This window comes from Bacillus sp. AFS088145 (assembly GCF_002564465.1).
GTDB lineage: Bacteria > Bacillota > Bacilli > Bacillales > Bacillaceae_G > Gottfriedia.
Genome location: NZ_NUUX01000013.1, coordinates 374,921 through 394,610, shown reverse-complemented (window position 1 = coordinate 394,610; position 19,690 = coordinate 374,921). Strand labels below are relative to the sequence as shown.

At 31.5% G+C, this 19,690-nt stretch carries 20 protein-coding genes; 13 read left to right on the top strand and 7 right to left on the bottom strand.

Features of this window, described 5'->3' with window-relative positions; all coding sequences use genetic code 11:
* The first annotated feature begins 146 nt into the window (after window positions 1–146).
* The gene (locus COI44_RS10035) at window positions 147–1,031 is read left to right on the top strand and encodes an HD-GYP domain-containing protein (RefSeq protein WP_098427794.1); all 885 of its coding nucleotides are present in this window, start codon (window positions 147–149) and stop codon (window positions 1,029–1,031) included.
* Window positions 1,032–1,456: 425 nt separating this feature from the next.
* Here the strand turns inward: COI44_RS10035 and COI44_RS24105 are convergent, their stop codons facing one another.
* A complete protein-coding gene (locus COI44_RS24105) occupies window positions 1,457–1,609 on the bottom strand; it encodes a hypothetical protein (protein ID WP_179887070.1) in 153 nt (50 codons plus the stop codon).
* Between the two features lie 253 nt (window positions 1,610–1,862).
* Here COI44_RS24105 and COI44_RS10030 point away from each other — a divergent pair, with 253 nt between their 5' ends.
* From COI44_RS10030 to COI44_RS09995, 8 genes are all read left to right on the top strand, one after another.
* The gene (locus tag COI44_RS10030; protein ID WP_097973794.1) at window positions 1,863–2,279 is read left to right on the top strand and encodes a MerR family transcriptional regulator; all 417 of its coding nucleotides are present in this window, start codon (window positions 1,863–1,865) and stop codon (window positions 2,277–2,279) included.
* Window positions 2,280–2,442: 163 nt separating this feature from the next.
* A complete protein-coding gene (locus COI44_RS10025; protein WP_098427792.1) occupies window positions 2,443–3,759 on the top strand; it encodes a hemolysin family protein in 1,317 nt (438 codons plus the stop codon).
* 403 nt (window positions 3,760–4,162) lie between these two features.
* Complete coding sequence (locus COI44_RS10020; RefSeq protein WP_142329248.1) at window positions 4,163–5,044, top strand: hemolysin family protein; 882 nt, start codon at window positions 4,163–4,165, stop codon at window positions 5,042–5,044.
* A 314-nt stretch (window positions 5,045–5,358) separates the two neighbouring features.
* Entirely contained in the window at window positions 5,359–6,156 is a 798-nt protein-coding gene (locus tag COI44_RS10015; RefSeq protein WP_483295479.1) for an amino acid ABC transporter substrate-binding protein, read from the top strand.
* Entirely contained in the window at window positions 6,143–6,838 is a 696-nt protein-coding gene (locus tag COI44_RS10010) for an amino acid ABC transporter permease (RefSeq protein ID WP_098427789.1), read from the top strand. Before COI44_RS10015 ends, COI44_RS10010 begins: the two co-directional genes overlap by 14 nt.
* Before the next feature lie 14 nt (window positions 6,839–6,852).
* Window positions 6,853–7,587 (top strand): amino acid ABC transporter ATP-binding protein, encoded by a 735-nt coding sequence (locus COI44_RS10005; RefSeq protein WP_098427788.1) that lies wholly within the window; start codon window positions 6,853–6,855, stop codon window positions 7,585–7,587.
* Window positions 7,588–7,775: 188 nt separating this feature from the next.
* Window positions 7,776–7,985 (top strand): alpha/beta-type small acid-soluble spore protein, encoded by a 210-nt coding sequence (locus tag COI44_RS10000; RefSeq protein ID WP_025672148.1) that lies wholly within the window; start codon window positions 7,776–7,778, stop codon window positions 7,983–7,985.
* A 77-nt stretch (window positions 7,986–8,062) separates the two neighbouring features.
* Complete coding sequence (locus COI44_RS09995) at window positions 8,063–8,314, top strand: hypothetical protein (RefSeq protein WP_098427787.1); 252 nt, start codon at window positions 8,063–8,065, stop codon at window positions 8,312–8,314.
* 54 nt (window positions 8,315–8,368) lie between these two features.
* Here the strand turns inward: COI44_RS09995 and COI44_RS09990 are convergent, their stop codons facing one another.
* The 6 genes from COI44_RS09990 to COI44_RS09965 all read right to left on the bottom strand — a co-directional run bounded on the left by COI44_RS09990 (window position 8,369) and on the right by COI44_RS09965 (window position 15,477).
* On the bottom strand, window positions 8,369–9,466 hold the full coding sequence (locus COI44_RS09990) for an ABC transporter ATP-binding protein (RefSeq protein WP_098427786.1): 1,098 nt from the start codon (window positions 9,464–9,466) through the stop codon (window positions 8,369–8,371).
* 131 nt (window positions 9,467–9,597) lie between these two features.
* The gene (locus COI44_RS09985) at window positions 9,598–10,521 is read right to left on the bottom strand and encodes a PucR family transcriptional regulator (RefSeq protein ID WP_179887069.1); all 924 of its coding nucleotides are present in this window, start codon (window positions 10,519–10,521) and stop codon (window positions 9,598–9,600) included.
* A 230-nt stretch (window positions 10,522–10,751) separates the two neighbouring features.
* Window positions 10,752–11,927 carry a YheC/YheD family protein gene (locus COI44_RS09980; protein ID WP_098427784.1) on the bottom strand — a complete coding sequence of 392 codons (1,176 nt, stop codon included), beginning with the start codon at window positions 11,925–11,927 and terminating at the stop codon, window positions 10,752–10,754.
* Complete coding sequence (locus COI44_RS09975; RefSeq protein WP_286163851.1) at window positions 11,924–13,279, bottom strand: YheC/YheD family endospore coat-associated protein; 1,356 nt, start codon at window positions 13,277–13,279, stop codon at window positions 11,924–11,926. Before COI44_RS09975 ends, COI44_RS09980 begins: the two co-directional genes overlap by 4 nt.
* Entirely contained in the window at window positions 13,279–14,364 is a 1,086-nt protein-coding gene (locus COI44_RS09970) for a YheC/YheD family endospore coat-associated protein (protein WP_098427783.1), read from the bottom strand. Before COI44_RS09970 ends, COI44_RS09975 begins: the two co-directional genes overlap by 1 nt.
* A gap of 18 nt (window positions 14,365–14,382) precedes the next feature.
* The gene (locus tag COI44_RS09965) at window positions 14,383–15,477 is read right to left on the bottom strand and encodes a YheC/YheD family endospore coat-associated protein (RefSeq protein WP_098427782.1); all 1,095 of its coding nucleotides are present in this window, start codon (window positions 15,475–15,477) and stop codon (window positions 14,383–14,385) included.
* A gap of 173 nt (window positions 15,478–15,650) precedes the next feature.
* On the opposite strand from COI44_RS09965, the gene COI44_RS09960 reads away from it, so the two are divergent.
* The 4 genes from COI44_RS09960 to COI44_RS09945 all read left to right on the top strand — a co-directional run bounded on the left by COI44_RS09960 (window position 15,651) and on the right by COI44_RS09945 (window position 19,559).
* A complete protein-coding gene (locus tag COI44_RS09960) occupies window positions 15,651–16,007 on the top strand; it encodes a YlbF/YmcA family competence regulator (protein WP_056472063.1) in 357 nt (118 codons plus the stop codon).
* 210 nt (window positions 16,008–16,217) lie between these two features.
* A complete protein-coding gene (locus COI44_RS09955; protein ID WP_098234676.1) occupies window positions 16,218–17,087 on the top strand; it encodes a Cof-type HAD-IIB family hydrolase in 870 nt (289 codons plus the stop codon).
* A 124-nt stretch (window positions 17,088–17,211) separates the two neighbouring features.
* Window positions 17,212–18,699, top strand: coding sequence for a coproporphyrinogen III oxidase (locus COI44_RS09950; protein ID WP_098427781.1), 1,488 nt, complete (start codon window positions 17,212–17,214; stop codon window positions 18,697–18,699).
* A 71-nt stretch (window positions 18,700–18,770) separates the two neighbouring features.
* Window positions 18,771–19,559 (top strand): enoyl-CoA hydratase, encoded by a 789-nt coding sequence (locus COI44_RS09945; protein WP_098427780.1) that lies wholly within the window; start codon window positions 18,771–18,773, stop codon window positions 19,557–19,559.
* Window positions 19,560–19,690: the final 131 nt, after the last annotated feature.

Sequence of the window (19,690 nt, the reverse complement as noted above, 5' to 3'; positions counted from 1 at the left end):
ATGAAAAGGGAATATTATTGATTGTAGTATTTAAATTAGTAAATTTTAAAATATAAGTCGGTTAATATTTTAATTGTTAAATAACATGCATAGCTTTAGAAGATAATGGAAAATTTAATGGTTATATTGTATTTAAGGGAGTTTAAATGTTTTCTATATGGTTTAACAATCCAGTTTATTTTCGTTATGTTTTTTACATTTCTTTTGTGGTTAGTGTAGTATTTAATCTGATTTGTTCTGAAAAAAGTGATAGCTTTTACTTTCTCTACATGCTTGATACAGTAATATTTGGTCTTGGTTTTTACAACCGTCCTAATTGGTTTATCATTTTAGTTTCTACAATTATAGTGCTTTCTAGATACTATTTAGTTCCCCAGGCTGGGCATATAATTAGCTACCTAATTACATATTACTTAATCACTTACATATCAGTCGGTTTAATGAAACACTATCAAAGAGTTAAAACTGGATCGATCGAGTTAATATTAGCTCTTTCAAAGGCGTTAGATTCCAGGGACAACTACACTGCACATCACTCAGAATGTGTTGCCAATATTGCTTATAAAATTGCAAAGAAAATGAAATTATCTAAAAATCTATGTGCAGTCATCCATCAGGGAGGACTATTACATGATATAGGTAAAATTGGAATTCCGGAGCATATTTTACTGAAGCATGAGAAATTGACTGATGATGAATACACTACAATTAAAAAACATCCGGTAATTGGATATGACATTATTAAGCATATTGCTATTTTTAATGAAAATGGCATCCTTGATATCGTTTTATACCATCATGAACGATACGATGGTAAAGGATATCCAAAAGGACTAAAGGGTGATCAAATTCCTTTAACTGCTAGAATAGTAGCAATAGCCGATAGCTATGATGCGATGATCTCAAATCGATTATATCGTAAGGGGAGGTCCTTAGAAGACTGCTTAAAGGAAATAGAAAAGAATAAAGGAACCCAATTTGATCCTGAAATTACGGATGTTTTCCTTAGTTTATTTGATTTTAGAGAATGAAAAATTTTAAATAGAGGGTATTCCAAAAGATTTATGGAGACCCTCTTTTTTGTATGTTAATTAAGATTTGAATAAAATTTTAGGAAGGAATCGTACGAATTAAAGACTGGGCTGCAATTAAGTCTTGTAGAGTGGCAAATAATGAGTTCATATGTGCAAATAAATGATGACAAGCTACATAAGAACAGGGGACTGCAATTAAAATTTGAGAATCACAATTAAAATTAGGAAAACTGCAATTAAAATTGGAAAACCGCAAATAAAATTAGCAAAACTGCAATTAAAATCCAAAGAATCGCAAATAAAATAATAAATTACCCATACCAGTTAGGGGATTATAAGCTAGAATTGTCCATTAGTAGATACCTTCAAATGGAAATAACAAATATGCCTCTTATTGGAATAATAATTTTATAAAAATTTGCTTACATCGTATGCAAGTATTCCTCACCATCAATTCCATCTACAGACTCGACAGCATGTATGGTCACCCCTACTTCTGGAATTTCTACTAAATCTACAGGTTTAGGAACAATTGACCCTGTTTCATAAAAGTGTTCAAGACCATTTCTCTTCAAATGAAAAACCCTTTTTTACTTGCGAAATAGAAAAAGCTGACTGTAAAAATGAAACTTTTTGAGTAATTTTATCATTTAATTTCAAAACTACACTTCCATTCATTTTCAATAATTATATGGATTACTTATATGAAGCTAGGACTTTTATAGGAGTTAGCAGAAATTTACATATAACGAAAATTATGTAGAACTGTAACGTTTGACTGTATACTTTCTAAATTATATAATAGTAATACTATTTAAAATGGGGGGGTTGTCGCTTGGGATCGAGTATCGCATTGGTGAGTTAGCTGAAATAGCTCAAGTTTCAAAAAGAACAATTGATTATTATACAAAATTAGGGTTACTAGAAGCAAAACGATCAGAATCAAACTATCGATATTATTCCACAGAGGCAATTGAGACTCTCAGATTTATTGAACATTGTAAAAAAATGAGAATATCCTTAGAAGAGATAAAAGATTTATTGCAAACTAATTATAATCAAAAAAATTGTGTATTTGAACAAATTCAACAAATATCAAATCAAATTATTGAGCTTGAAGCTAAATTAGCTCAATTAGTACCAGTAATATCGGGTATGAATGATTGTGAAAAAAATGCTTTAGTAGATTCATTGTCACATCATACATTTCCTTTATTTGAAACATTGAAACATTTTGTAAAATAATGACAAAATTAATTTTAAAACTTAACAATTTATTAAAGCTATAAAATAAGTATGTTTTACTAAATTATGGTAATCTATTAAGTAAGTAAAATAATAATTTTATATTTTTGTAGATTGAAATTCTCAGGAGGTGAATACTCGAGTAATATACTCGAGTTCGTCATTGGACATAGTTAACTTGTTTTTGATTGCAGTTTTAATCGCACTTACAGCTTTTTTCGTAGCAGCAGAATTTGCGATAGTGAAAGTTAGATCAAGTAGAATTGATCAACTAGTAGCCGAAAAAAAGCGAGGTGCAGTAGCTGCTAAAAAGGTTACGACGAGTTTGGATGAATATTTATCAGCTTGTCAATTAGGTATTACGGTTACAGCTTTAGGATTAGGTTTTTTAGGTGAGCCAACATTTGAGCATCTTATACACCCAGTCGTAGAATTTCTTGGATTAAACGGAACAATTGCTAAAACTATTTCGTTTATTTTAGCTTTCTCAGTTATGACATTTATTCACGTTGTAATTGGTGAGCTAGCACCTAAAACGGTTGCTATTCAAAAAGCTGAATCGATCACACTAATACTTGCTACTCCACTTATTGTATTCTATAAAATAGCTTATCCATTTATTTGGGCATTAAATAGTTCTGCAAGATTTTTTACAGGATTATTTGGAGTTAAGCCAGCATCTGAATCAGAAGAAGTTCATACTGAGGAAGAATTGAGAATTATTTTATCAGAAAGCTTTGAAAGCGGAGAAATTAATCAGGCTGAATATAAATATTTAAATAATATTTTTGAATTCGATAACCGACTTGCAAAAGAAATTATGGTCCCTCGTACTGAAATTATCGGTTTATATGCAGAAGACCCAGTTGAAGAACAAATTGAAATAATTAAAAATGAAAAATATACACGTTACCCAGTTTTTGGGGAAGATAAAGATGATATTTTAGGTATGGTAAATGTAAAAGACTTTTTTATTCGTTATCTTGATGGAAAAGTTGAAAAAACATACGATTTCGCAAACTTTACTCGCCCAGTTATTCAGGTAATTGAAACAATCGCCATCCATGATTTATTATTGTTAATGCAAAAGAAACGTATTCCACTAGCAATATTGTATGATGAATATGGTGGAACAGCGGGATTATTAACAATGGAAGATATTCTTGAGGAGATTGTTGGGGAAATACGTGACGAGTATGATGACGATGAAAAACCAGCTGTTCAACATATTTCAGAATCACATAAGATTGTAGACGGAAAAGTATTAATTACTGAAATTAATGATTTATTCGGTCTATATGTTGAAGAAGATGATGTTGATACTATTGGTGGGTGGATTTTAACTCAAAATCACGACATCCAACAAGGTGAATCTGTCATATTTGAGGACTTTGAATTCAAAGTTGTTGAATTAGATTCACATCAAGTTAAATTAGTTGAAATAAAAAAAAATGAGTTTATTGAGGCAGTAAAATCATAAAGATAAGATGAAAAAGAAGGATAAAGGCATAGTTCTTTATACCTTCTTTTTTTGTATCTTAAAATAATGTACGCTAACACTATAGTGTTTTACTTTGTACAATAATTCACAAAAAGTTAACAACTAACAGCTCCAATTCAATTTCTTTTATTATAAAATAAGGATGTAAGGTTGATTTGAGCAGAAGTTCTACTTTCTTCTACTAGTTATATTATTAACTTTTTCAATCAGCTTATTTTTTAATCGTTTCGTACAATACCTCATTTTTCCCCCCTCTACTTTTCTAAAGTAAGAGGCTTTTTTTTGCATAATTTTACCTTTATTGAATACATATAAATTAAATATTTGTAAAGGATTGTCGATAGTTAATAATTTAAAAATTTGTTATAGGGGTGTGAAGTGCTTGTCAGATGCTCCCTCGGGTAATGGTATAAAAAATTTTTTAAACTTTATTAACCGACTTTTTTTAAAGGAATCTAATGATCGAAAAAATGTAGAGTCAAAAGAAAAATATCTTTTAACTCATAATTATTTATTTGATGTTGTTGACGAAGAACAATTTAACTTGTACGAAGATGAATTATTTTTAAGAACAATCATTTTTAAAGAAAAAAAAGTAAATGACATTTTAACACCCCGAACAAATGTGGTAGCGATTGATATAAATGAATCTGTGGACTATATATGTAATTTATTTTTACAAGAACGGTATTCTAGAATCCCAGTTTATGAGCAGGATATTGATCATATAATTGGTGTAATTTCTGAAAGGGAATTTTTAACCCAACTAATCCAAAAACAAACAGTTAATATTCATGAATTGATTAGAGAGCCGATTTTTGTAATGGAAACAATGAAAATTTCTACAGTGCTAAAAATTCTTCAAAAACAGAATGCACATCTAGCTATTGTTATGGATGAATTTGGAGGAACTTCCGGTATCATCACGCTTGAAGACATAATAGAAGAGCTCGTTGGCGAAATTAGAGATGAATTTGACGAGCAAGAGGATGATTTTTTCCAAATAAATGAGAATGAGTACCAATTCCAAGCCGCAATTGACTTATCGAGTTTTTTTAATCGATTTAACATAAAAAAACCTAGTAGTAGGTATTTAACATTAGGTGGATGGTTATTCGAAAGTTTTAAACATATACCTAAAAATGGAGAATTATTACAATATAAAAATTTAACCTTCATCATTAAAGAAGTTCAAAATAGAAGAATACAAAGTGTAATTGTAAAAATAAACCATCAAAATTTGCAAAGTAAACTCGGTTCTTAGGAGCTGAGTTTTTTTATGTTTGTGTTGATGATGCAGTTTGGATCTTAAAGAAATTAATATGACAATAATTACTTATGACTACGTTTTTTACTTTCTTGTTTTGGTAATTTTAGGTTATTTGTAAATTGTTATATCCTAAGATGGTTTTTCAGTCTTTCTTTTTCAATCATAAAAATAGAATTAAATAGACAAAAAGAAAAATAATAAATATATGAGATTTTTTTGTTGTAATTTTTTAATACATGCAATATATTTAAGACACACAATTCAAAACAAACAATTCCGATAAGGTTAAGGGAGATTATAGAATGAATATTAAGAAAATTGGTTTAACATTAGGTTCGTTATTTTTAGCAACAGGTGTTATGGCAGGCTGCAATACAAATAAAAAAGAAGAAACTGCAAAAGGAAAAGATTTATTAACTCAAGTGAAGGATAGCGGAGAGTTAAAAATTGGTACTGAAGGTACATATGCACCTTTCACGTTCCATGATAAATCTGGTAAATTAACAGGTTATGATGTTGATTTATCAAATGAAGTTGCAAAACGTTTAGGAGTAAAACCAAAATATTTTGAAACTCAATGGGATGCAATGTTTGCAGGTTTAGATGCAAAACGTTTTGACATCATTGCTAATGAAGTTGGTATTAGACCAGATCGTGAGAAAAAATACTATTTCTCTGATCCATATATCACTTCATCAGGTGCATTAGTAGTAAAATCTGATTCAAAAGTTAACTCATTTGATGGAATTAAGGGCTTAGATGCTGCTCAATCTTTAACAAGTAATTATGGTGATTTAGCTAAGAAATATGGAGCTAAATTAGTTGGGGTAGAAGGTTTTAGCCAAGCAATTCAATTAATTGAAACTGGCCGTGCTGATGTTACAATTAACGATAAATTATCAATTCAAAACTATTTAAATGAAACTGGCGACAATAAAGTTAAAATTGCAGCTTTAGAAAATGATGCTTCTAACAGTGGATTTATGTTCCGTAAAGATGATGATTCATTAGTAAAAGCAGTGAACAAAGCACTTGCAGATATGAAAAAAGACGGGAAGTATGATGAAATAGTACAAAAATGGTTCGGTAAAGATGGACTTAAATAATATACTCAGCCCAGAGTGGAGTGACAATTTAACCATTGCGAAGGATTCTTTCCTTCCAATGGTTAAAACTGCTTTAATAGGTACTATTCCATTAACAATTATTACATTTGTAGTAGGTATTGTATTAGCATTTATTACCGCACTTTTCCGTCTGTCAGGTAATAAATTCTTAAATGGTGTAGCCAAATTTTATGTTTCAATCATTAGAGGGACACCTCTTTTAGTACAATTATTTATTATTTTTTATGGTTTACCTTCAATTCATGTAACGATTTCACCTTATATTTCTGCTATTATTGGTTTTTCATTAAGTGTGGGTGCTTACGCATCTGAAATTATTAGAGGATCAATCCAGTCAATTGATAAGGGGCAATGGGAAGCTGCTTATTCGATCGGTATGACATATAATCAAACATTAAAACGAATTATTATTCCTCAAGCGGCGAGAGTTTCATTACCGCCATTATCAAATACTTTTATTAGTTTAGTAAAGGACACTTCTTTGGCTTCATTAATTTTAGTAACTGAAATGTTTAGAACAGCCCAGGAAATAGCTGCTACGAACTATAAATTTTTAGTTGTTTATATAGAAGCTGCATTCATCTATTGGATAATTTGCTTCTTCCTTTCAGTCATTCAAGGTCGATTAGAAGCTCGAGTTGAACGCTATGTTGCTAAGTAATGGAGGAAGAACATATGATAAAACTAGAAAAGATTAAAAAAAGTTTTGGGGAATTAGAAGTATTAAAAGATGTTAGCTTAAATGTAGAAAAAGGTACTGTTACTGCTATTATCGGCCCTTCTGGTTCTGGGAAAACTACATTTTTAAGATGTATTAATGTTTTAGAGCATCCGACAGATGGAAAAATAACAATTGATGAACAGACATTAGATTTCTCTAATAAAGTTAGTAAAAAAGAAATTATTTCTTTAAGAAGTAAAACAGGTATGGTGTTTCAACAACATCATTTATTTCCTCACTTAACAGCGTTAGAAAATGTAATGGAAGGCTTAGTAACTGTTCAAAAAATAAAAAAAGATGTTGCAAAAAAGAAAGCAATTGACTTACTTACTAAAGTAGGATTAGAAGAGAAAATAAATTTATTACCACATCAACTTTCAGGTGGTCAGCAACAACGTGTGGGGATTGCTAGAGCATTAGCCTTAGAACCAACAGTCATTTTATTTGATGAACCAACTTCAGCATTAGATCCAGAGCTTGTACAAGAAGTTCTAAAGGTAATGAAGGAGTTAGCAGAAGAGGGAATGACAATGATTGTCGTTACACATGAAATGAAATTTGCTCGAGATGTAGCGGATGAAGTCATTTTTATGGACGGTGGTTATATTGTTGAACAAGGTCATCCTAGAGATGTTTTAGAGCATCCTAAACATGCAAGAACGAAACAATTTTTACAATTAATACAGTAATTTTAAGTAAAATATTTTACAAAGTAGTGTAGAAAACTAGTACTAGATGTTGATCTAGTGCTTTTTTTATGTGAAAAACGCGGAAAATCAAACAAATTGTTTTTTCCAAAATTTACATTAGCTAAACATACATATGTTAATCGATTAGAGTCATACTATCATTACACTACTTAAGGAGGTGAGACAACATGGCAAACAACAACAGCGGAAACAGCAACAACTTAGTAGTACCTGGTGCTCAATCAGCATTAGATGCAATGAAGTATGAAATCGCTTCTGAGTTTGGAGTAAACTTAGGTCCTGATACTACAGCTCGTGCTAACGGTTCTGTAGGTGGTGAGATCACTAAACGTTTAGTTCAAATGGCTGAACAAAGCTTAGGTGGTTATACAAAATAATAACTATGGCTAATAAGGGATGGAGATTAATCTCCATCCTTTCTTAATGAAATAAATGAATTTGGAGTGAGCTTTTTATGGATGGTATTTGTCCACTGTGCAATGGAATTGAGCATTATAAACTAAAATGTCCTATTTGTGAAAATCATTGTGAAGATAAAGGCAGAGCTGTTGATTACGAAGATAAATATAGTCCATATTTAGATTATGACATTTCAGCAAAAGCTGATGGATTAACTGAGCATAATTCAAATCAGTATTGTACTCATATGTTTAATTGTCCAGATTGTAATGAAGGTTTTCTTAAAATTATTGAGAAATTAAAATAACGCAGTACCAATAAAAATGGTACCGCGTTATTTTATGTTTAATTCATGATTGAATTATCGAATACGAGATTCAGTTTCTTTATCAAAGAAATGAACTTTGTTCATATCTACTGCTAATTTAATTATTTGACCATGTGTAAACGTTGAACGTGCATCTAATCTTGCTACTAATGTATTTCCTTCAAAGTTAGTGTAAAGCATTGATTCTGCTCCTAAAAGCTCAGCTACTTCAATTTTTAAATCAAGAACTGTACCTTGAGATGCCTCGATAAATACTGGTTCGTCATGTAAATCTTCAGGACGTATACCTAAAATAACTTCTTTTCCAACATATCCATTATCGCGTAATGTTTTCATTTTTCCTTCAGGTATAGCAACTTTTTTGCTGCCTAAGTTAAAGTGACCATCTTCCACCTTACCAGAAACAAAGTTCATTGCAGGTGAACCTATAAATCCACCAACGAATACGTTTTCAGGGCGATCATAAACTTCCTTTGGTGTACCTACTTGTTGAATAATACCATCTTTCATTACTACTAAACGTGTAGCCATTGTCATTGCTTCTGTTTGATCGTGTGTTACATAAATAGTTGTCGTTTGAAGACGTTGATGTAATTTTGAAATCTCAGAACGCATTGCAACACGTAATTTAGCATCTAAGTTTGATAATGGCTCATCCATTAAGAATACTTTTGCATCACGTACAATAGCACGACCAAGAGCTACACGTTGACGTTGTCCACCAGATAAAGCTTTTGGTTTACGACTTAAATATTCCTCAAGTCCTAAAATACGTGCAGCATCTTTTACACGACGATCAATTTCTGCTTTGTCAAACTTACGTAATTTTAATCCGAAAGCCATGTTATCATATACGGTCATATGTGGGTAAAGTGCGTAGTTTTGGAATACCATTGCGATGTCACGATCTTTTGGTTGAACATCATTTACACGCTTGCCGTCAATAAAGAAGTCACCTTTTGAAATATCTTCTAAACCAGCGATCATTCGAAGTGTTGTTGATTTACCACATCCAGAAGGACCAACGAATACGATAAATTCTTTGTCTTCAATGTGAAGATTAAAATCTTTTACAGCTGTTACATTATTATCATAAATTTTATAAATGTGATCTAATTTTAATTCTGCCATTAGTATTACCTCCAACTATTTGTAATCGGTTTCATTGATTAAATTGTAAACATTTAAGCGTTTATAAACAATGGCAAAGGTTCACAAAAAAAATAGCCTACTTTGTACAAGGTGCACAAAGTAGGCTTTAATTAATTTTCATTCACAATCTCAAGTAGATGAATTGCTAAAAATATAACTAGTCCATCCTCAAAATGCTTTAAATCTATTCCAGTTTGTTCCGAAAACTTATCAAGACGATATTGAACAGTATTTCGATGTAAAAAAGCTTTTTTTGAAGTAGCAGTTACATTTAAATTTTGTTGAAGAAAGATTTTTACCGTTGAAAGAATTGGATCATCAATTTTCATATCATTCAAAAATAATTTAGGCAATTCCTTTTGTAAATTATCTGGTAAAAAGGAAAGGAGATAATAAAGCATTTCTTTTGAAAACCATAGTATATTTTTTTGCCTTTTTACGGATAGTGCTTTTTTAAAACATTGCTGTTCAATATCAAAATAAAGGCTAAGATTAGCTAATGGTGAGTAGCGTTTTCCTACAAAAAAGGTAACATCATGATACAGGTCAGCTGCAATGATTTCTTGCATATGCTCTAAAAATTCTTTGTTAAATGGTTGATCGATTATTTTTTCAATAATGACGCCTTCCTTAGCAGAATTCCAAACCACTATTACTTCTTTATGAAAGAATGCATTGATTGCTTCTTCAAACTCAGTTTTACTAGAGAATAACTGATTGCTATAAAAATGAATAAAACGAATTGAAGTAGGGAGAGAAACCTCGGTTTCGAAAGTGAAAGGATTATGTCCTTTACTAAAAAATAAATATTGAAACCATTCGCTTTGTACAGATGGCATCAAAATTGCATCTGATTCTAATTTTGTAAAAAGACATTCCAGTAGGTTATTTTGTTCTTCTGAAATTGAAATCTTTTTAATCCCGAAAATTTCTTGATTCTCAGTAGAAAACCAAGAATAATCCATATATGTACTTTCATCAGGCGTGACTGAAACAGACTCACTCCCAAATAATGTCTTAATTTTATCAATCATATAAATTACCTTCCGATGCATTATTTGATTTTAGTTTATCATTGATATTTAAAATAAAAAAGCTCAGACTGTTGACAAACGTTCGCTTTCTTCGTTGCTTCGACTGACTCCGCTGCTCATTACCGTCAAAGGTAACTCCGCTCCTCACCAGCCTTCACGCCTCGAAAAACAAACGCTTGCAATCAGTCTGAGACTCAAGTTTTTTGTTCATTGGTACAGTAATCTTTTAACTACTGTTTAAAATTCGAAAGTTGATAAAATAGTCGAATTAAGTTTTCAAGACCTTGTTCTTTTATTGCAATCTCGTCAAAGACCATTGGTTTAGAGTTAATTTCAAAAATATAGTAATGATTGTTTTGAATTCCGATATCCATAGAGAATTCATAAAAGTGTGCATCGTCCATATTTAATGCAATTCCTGTTTGTCTGACTATTTCTTGTAATAAAGAAAAATTTAATTCAATCGGTAGTTCTTCAATAGTGATAATGGTACCACCTCTAGGTACATGAGTTGTAATAGCATTAAATGTTCCTACTCTTACACCGATACCGGAAAGAATATAATTATTTTCATTTTTATGTGCAAGAATTCGTAGATCAAACTTTCTTCCATCTTGTAATTCGCTCACGATTCCTTGTTGACAAATAAAATCCTCGCTTAATGAACATAGAAATTTCCAACAATCACTAATTGATTTCACCAATTCTACATGAAATGCATTACGGATTATGACTTCTTTGTCACTTTTCAAGGAGAGCTTAAACACACCAAATCCTTTTGAAGAAATATGTTTCTTTATATATAGAAATTTCCATTTTTTTAAATAGAAATATAAATCTTTTTCGCTAGTTAAATCGATTGTTTTTGGTATATAACTTTTTAAAAAGTCGTTTGAAGATAATATTGTAGTTGTTTGTATTTTTGAGAGATATGATTCGTTAAAAAAAGGAATGTTTAATTCTGATATTTTTACTCGAAAATTTTTATAATCATCATTCGATTCGTACTGTACAGATGGGATGCGATTATAAATTACGTCTGGTAAAGGGGAAAATAGTTTAATCCATTTTTTTGTTTTAAAACAAAACGTATAACATTGAACTGAATTACCAGAGAGGGCGGTAGGGGTTAATATTATAGGTATACCGCCATCAGTTAATACCTTTTTACAAATTCTTTTAAAGGTCTTAATATTTCCACTAAAAGGTAGCCGATCTTCGTTTGTTAAAATACCGATAATAGGGCCTAAATGTGTTCCGTTTTTTTTCACCTGAAATTGTATGGAAGTTGAACGATCGTCGTGGGATGGTAATATAGTAAGTCGATTATGGCCTATGGAATATCTTGATCCACTATGGTCATGCGACCAAGTATTTTTATCAAGATGATAAAAAACAGAGATCATTTCATTGAAACCTCTAGTTCATTACCCTTTTTGGAAAGATGAGTAGCATATTCCAAAAATAGTTTTTTAATCTGTTTGTCATTTTCTTGGAAACTAGGATTTGAAAAGATTGATCTTCCAGGTTTAGAATTCGCTTCGAAAAGCCAAATTTTTTCATCCTTATCAACACCTATATCAAATCCAATTTCTCCGATATGTCCATCTACTTGACGATCTAAAGATTCACTAATTTTTAATGCTGCTGTAGATAATTTATCATGTATTCTTTTCGCTTTTTCCTGATCAAATAATTCTTCAAGCGTTTTCACTCGACCACCGTTATTTAAGTGAGTAGTTGTGCTACCTTTTCCTGCTACTTTTGCGGCAATAACCGTTACATGCCACTTTCCTAGAGCATCCTTGTTTGTATGAACTCGAAAATCGACAGGCTGATGCTCGTAACGAATTAGTGAAATACCTTGTTGTACAATGAAGTCATATAACTTGGTGCTACGAAAAACATGATTAATTAAAGATTGGAGTGATGAGAATTTTTGAAGTTTATTTGTTTCAAAATCACGATATCTACAATAATAAATTCCTTCTTCTCGGTGGTAACGAATTAAAATGACTTTTGAACCGAGGCTTCCATTTTCAGGTTTAACATATACAAATTGGTATTGGGATAATAATTCTTCAATCGTGTCAAAATTATGGAACTTTACTGTTTTCGGGAGATAGTGTGCAACTGAATCTTCATTTTTTAATTTTAAATATAAGTCCCATTTATTGAAGAATCCAGGATTAAACCATGGGATTTTGTATTCTTTTTCTAGTTTTTGACGTACGCGTTTAATTGATTTATGAACTTCAACTTTTCGATTAGGTAACCGATTATAAATAACCGTAGGAAAAGGGACAACTTCTTTGGTCCATCTTTTATTCGTAAAGAAATAACCTTGAATAGTTTCAGATTCCCAATCGATTCCGTGAGTACCAAATACAAATATAAAGCTATTTTTATGATTATTTTCAGCAATTAAGTTTGCAAACATAAAGCTACGATCACCGATAGGTCGAAGTAGTGACTCAGTAAAGCCGGCGGTGAAAATTCCGACTAGTGGTCCAAGCTGTAAAGTATTTCCGATAATAATTGGCTCAATAGAACCTTCAAAAGGTATACAGAGCATTTCGACTAAATGCTCTGATATCGAAATAATATTGTGAAGTGTATTCATCGTAACTAGTTGACAAGGGTATTTTTTTTGACCAAAAGCAATATATTCAATATTTCTAGAAGTAGTAAGCTCTTCAGGTATACATACTAGATTCTTACTCTGTCGATGAGTAACGATTTTATAAACTTCATTCATTATTTAATTTCACTTCTTTCACTTTTAGATTTCGATTGTAAATGTAAACAATACTGAATTGGTGCTGAGTAAAGTTTTTGTTGGATAGAAGGGTCGGTTTGAAGTAAAACTTTTCTACCAGGCTTTGAATTAACATCTAAAATCCAGATGGCTTGATTTGAATCGATTCCTAAATCTAAACCTATTTCAAATAAAGGAAGAAAATTCTTTTCAAGGGTGACTGGTAATTGTTTACAAATTGTCTCGATATCTTGCTGTAATATTAAAGCAGTTCTTTGATTAAATTGAGTAATCCATTCTTCAAATGGAACTGCATTACTTCCTGCACTTAAATTTGCAACAATTGAATTAGGCTGACCGATGCGAACACCTTTTCCAACTGCTTGCCACTCACCTTTTTCATTTTTTTGTAAAAGGATCCTTAAATCAAATGCTTCACGTGATTTTGTTTGGAGGTCTAGATAATTTTGATAAACATATCCTTTTGATTCAACAATCGGTTGTAGCCACTCAAAAAATTCATCCCGTGTTTCGTAAACAGTTTCAATTACTTCCTTTTGTTTTTGTGTTGAAACACTAATTGAATAGGCACTTAACGTAATAAAATAAATATTGATTCCTCTAGAACCATGGATCGGTTTAATGACGAGCTTACGCGTTTTTCTAAGTTCTTCAAAAAATACAGCTAAGTGTAATAGTTTCTTTGTTTTAGGGATATATGGATTTAAACTTTCATCAGTTGCTATTGCTTGATAAGTTTCCCATTTTCCTGGCAGTCCATATCCTAAAAAAGTGATGTCTTTACGTTTTTTTAGCCAGTCAACAATAGGCTTTGCCTGTTTACTTTTAATGCTTGGGGAATAAAAGCAACGATCATAAATATAATTTGGTATTTCAAATGTTGTTTTCTCCCATTGTTCTGTTTCTGCTATATACTTCCAGCCCATAATTTCTTCTGAAGCTGGTTGAATATTAAAAGGGGTAAATTGAACGAATTCATAACCTAGTTTACTTGCTTCTTTCGCCATATGCTGAACGTATTCACCTTCTTGTCTTTCTTTAAGAGATAAATAACCTATTCTCATTCTTTTCACTCCTTGTACTTATAAATATGATTGAACAAGAGAAAAAATAGCCTTTGTTGAAGGTCTAATTTTTTGAATTGGGTCTGAAACTTGTAAATCCTTAGATGGCTTTGAATTAATTTCGATAACCCAAGGGTTAAATTGATTGTCTATAGCGAGATCCACACCAAACTCTACGAATAATCCATCAAAGGAGGAGTCTATACATTTACAGCATTCGATGGCTAATTCAATCAATAACTTTTTAAAGTGAATTCGCTCTTTCTTTGGTAAATATTGACTTAAAAATTCATCGATTTTTTGAAGGTCTCCCCCTCGGGCCAAATTGCTTACAAACTGCGTAGGGTGACCAATCCTTGCTACAGTTGAAGTTACTTCCCATTTATTAAATTTATTTTTATGACATAAAAATCTAAAATCAACAAGTCGATCATCCTTACTGATTAAAGATAAGCCTTCTTGGATGATAAATGTCCGCTTACTTAGTTGCTGTTTAATTGGATGAAATAATTGAGAAATTGATTTATATTCAACTTCTACTTCAGAATTTTGGCTATTTTTTAAGCGATACAAATCTTTATCTTTTGTAACTTTAAAAATGTTTCTCCCTTGGCTACCGTGAATTGGTTTTATAAAAACCGTTTCATATTTTTGAATAAAATTCTCTAATTGTTCGACTGAGCAGCATTCCTCAGTGTACGGAACGTATGGCTTTATATAGGCTGTATCAATCAGAGCTTTAAAAACTTCAAGCTTATTTAAGAAGCGAGCATTAAAAAAAGGTATTTGTAGACTTGTTAGCGAAGAATTAAGTAATTTAAACTCTTTCGTTCGTTCAAGCCTTCTCGAATGAATTCGATTATGAATGATTGAAGGGGCAGGTACATTCATTAAAGTCCAGCCATTTTCTGAACGCTTATATCCTTTTAATTCATTCGTTAGTAGTTTTTTAAATGTAGTTACATAGAAATCAATATCAGAGTCTCCGCATAACTCTGATAGTTCCTCACAAAGTGTCGTTATTGAACCGAGCGGATTTAATGACTCCTCATTGATCGAATCAGTTACTACAACAAAAGATTGGGTTTCTTGATTTTTAGGAAAAGATTGCAATGATTCTCCTCCTTTCCAAAATAATTGTCGTTGTATACTATGTGATATTCGCCTAGTTGGTGAATGTCTTTAGGAAATTTTTAGGGAAGAAAGTTTGATTTGTTTTAGAAAGACTGACATATAATAGAATGTTTGCTATAGTGGAGATACAAAAGTTTATAGGAGGTAGTAACATGTCTGTAAATATTTATGATATTGCATACTCACTACAAAACGCTTTTAAGGAGCAACCAGAATTTAAAAACTTACAATCACTATACTCACAAGTATTAGCTGATCCAAATGCAAAACCATTATTTATGGAATTTCAAAATTTCCAAAAGGCGATGCAACAAAAAATGTATCAAGGTGAAGCGGTTACACCTGAAGAAAATGCTAAAGGACAAGAAATTGTTGCAAGAGTGTCTCAAAACCCTTTAATTGCAAACCTAATGCAAGTGGAACAAAGACTAAATTTAGTCATCCAAGATGTAAATAAAATTGTCATGAGTCCATTAGAAGAATTTTATAAATCTTTACTAGAACTTTAATATTTAAAAGGCAGGATAAGAAGAGGATCTTTTAATTCTTTTTCTTTTTCCTGCCTTTCTTAAAATCCTTGTTATACATAGGAGAGACTTCATTGATGGAGTCTTTTTTAGTATACGAATGGATATAATAAGAAACCTACATTGTTCTAATTAAATGAAGCATGTCATATATTCTAGTAAGGTATTTCTTCGCGAAATGGGGGAGATTAAGTGATTTATAAGTTACTTGCAATTAATATAGATGGTACTTTATTGCAATCCAATGGAAAACTCTCAAAAGAATCGAAAGAAGCTGTTGAATATGTTCAAGACAAAGGGATTTATGTAACCTTATATACAAGTAGGAATTTCCAAGCTACAAAAAAAATCGCAAAAGCTCTTAAGGTTAATAACCTTTTGGTCTCTCACTCAGGTGCCTTTATCTCTTCAAAGCTTGATGAACCATTATTTGAAAAGAGAATTGAAGAGGAAGAAGCTTATGACATCGTTAAAAAACTAGAAAAATATGATTGTAATATTCGGTTGTCACATGAACATTTTTCAATTGGAAATCGAAAAAAATTACAATCTAATTTAGTGGCAAAAGCAGTTTTATCAAATGCTGATCCTGTCTTTTATCCAATCCAATTTGTTGAATCACTTTCAGATAGCATTCTGGAAAATTCAATATCACCGTTAAAAATTGAATGTTATTTCTCAGATGAAGTAGAGAAAAATAAAGTGAAAAAAGAACTGAATGCAAAGTATCCACATCTTGATTGCTTATGTGATGAAGATCGCAAAATTGAAATCGTCCGAAAAGGAATTTCAAAATATTCAGGACTAAAACGATTAGGTGAACATTTAGGAATTTCTTATCACGAAATGGTTGTAATCGGAGATAACTATAGTGATTTACCATTAATCGAGCATGCAGGTTTAGGAGTTGCTATGTCAAATGCTCCTGTAGAGATTAAAAAAGTTGCAGACTGGATTACAAGGTCGAATGATCAAAATGGTGTTCCATATATGATCAAGGAGCATTTCAGGAAACAATTCCCACTGCCATTCTTAAAAACACATTTAAAAATCGAAAAATAAATAATAGCCTGGCTTTCAAGAGAATCCTCTTCGAAAACCAGGCTTTTTCATTGAATTTTAAATAATTGACCTCGTTACTCTTTAATTTTATACTTAAGTGATAACTTAAAAAGGTGATAATAAAATGAAAATATATATTAAAGGCTTAGAGGATATTCGTTTTCAAAGACCGTTAGAGCTATTAGCTCAACTATTTTTTGAAGACTGTGATGTATCGTTAGAAAAAATAGATGCAGATATAGAAGTAGGTTTTGTGCTAGATGAAATTAATAAACAAGTATTAGGTAAGTTAGGTACGAATTTCGAAGCAAATACAAGCTATGTAGATGGTAAAGATGATCGAGAATCATTTAAATTTAAAAAGAAAGCAGTTAACTTTGTCTTTTTATCATTACTACAAGAGCATACTGGAATTCAGCAAAAGTGGGGAATCTTAACTGGTATACGACCAACTAAGCTCCTTCATTCAAAACTTAAATCTGGTATGTCAAAGGAAATGGCGCATGAAGAGCTACGAAACGACTATTTAATCCATGACGAAAAAATTGAATTAATGCAATCAATCGTCGATCGTCAATTAAAAGTAATACCAGATTTATATAACTTGCAAAATGAAGTTAGTCTTTATATTGGTATCCCTTATTGCCCTACTAAGTGTGCTTATTGTACATTCCCAGCTTATGCTATTCAAGGAAAACAAGGTGCAGTCGATTCATTCTTATATGGATTACATTACGAAATGGAAAAAATCGGCGAATTTCTAAAGGAACGTGGAATTAACATTACTACGATTTATTATGGCGGAGGGACACCTACTAGTATTACAGCAGAAGAAATGGACTTACTGTATGCTAAGATGCACGAATCATTTCCAAATATGAAACAGGTTCGTGAAATTACGGTAGAGGCTGGTAGACCTGATACAATTACCCCTGAAAAATTAGATGTTTTAAATAAATGGAATATTGATCGAATTAGTATAAATCCACAATCCTATATTCAAGAAACTTTAAAAGCAATTGGTAGACATCACACTGTAGATGAAACAATAACAAAGTACCATTTAGCCCGTGAAATGGGTATGAATAATATAAATATGGATTTGATTATTGGTTTACCTGGAGAAGGTTTAAAAGAATTTCAGTATACATTAGATGAAACTGAAAAGTTGATGCCTGAATCATTGACTGTTCATACACTTTCATTTAAAAGAGCCTCAGAAATGACGCAAAACAAACAAAAATATAAAGTTGCAGATCGAGATGAAGTGCAGCAAATGATGGATGAAGCAACGGTATGGACAAAAAATCATAACTATCATCCATATTATTTATATCGTCAAAAAAATATATTAGGTAATCTTGAGAACATTGGATACTCTGTTGATGGTCAAGAAAGCTTGTATAATATATTAATTATGGAAGAAGAACAAACAATTATTGGTCTAGGTTGTGGTGCATCTAGTAAGTTTGTAAATCCAGAAACTCGTCAAATAACTCGTTTTGCTAATGCGAAAGATCCTAAATCATATAATGAAGGTTATGAGCATTATACAAATGCAAAAATTAAGATTTTAGATGAGTTATTTTCGAAAAGTAATCAATCAAATTAATGAAAAATAAAGGAAATTCCCCTTGCGATGTTTAATGTTTAAATTAACCATGAAAACAAGGGGGATTTTTTATGTCTATTTCGAACACGGCAGAACATGTTTTATTAAGAAAAGAGGGACGAGTTGCCACTGTTGTATTTAATCGACCTGAAGTATTGAATGCAATGAATGAAGATACATTCAGACAATTTCGAGATGTACTGGATGAAATTGCTAGCTCAGACGTTGATGTAGTCGTTCTATGTGGAAATGGCAAAGGTTTCTCTTCAGGTGGAGATTTAAAATCAATGCTAAGTAATACAGATGAGGCTGCTTTTGGTCCAGTAATGGATTTAATTACAGATGTAGCAGTTAAATTATATACTTTACCTAAAATCGTTATTAGTGCGATTCATGGGCCAGCTGCTGGAATAGGACTAAGTTTTGCTCTTGCTAGTGACTTCGTTTTTGCTCACGAATCAGGTGTATTGGCAATGAATTTTATCGGAATTGGCTTAATTCCTGATGGTGGTGCACATTATTTCTTAGAAAAAAGACTAGGTGAAACAAAAGCTAAACAACTGATCTGGGAAGGTAAAAAACTAACTGCAACGCAAGCGCTAGAAATCGGTTTAATTGATGAAGTAATCAGTGGGGACTTTGAACAAAAAATTAATGAACGAGTGAAGTCTATTCTTCAAAAACCAGTAAGTGCGATGATCCAAACAAAACAAATCTATAGTAATGGTAACTTAGAGTCCTTAAAAAATGTACTTTTATTTGAAAAAGAAGGACAAAGTGCAATGAGAAGAACAGCCGATCATCAGGAAGGTGTACAGGCCTTTTTACAAAAGAGACTGCCGGTTTTTACTGGTAAATAAAGATCGTGAAAATCGACTGGATTCGGTCGATTTTTTTGATTAGAAGAAAAGAAAAGATGTACAAATAAAATTAACAAAAGTACAATTAAATAACCTGAAATAGTAAATATAATATTTATTACAAACTATTT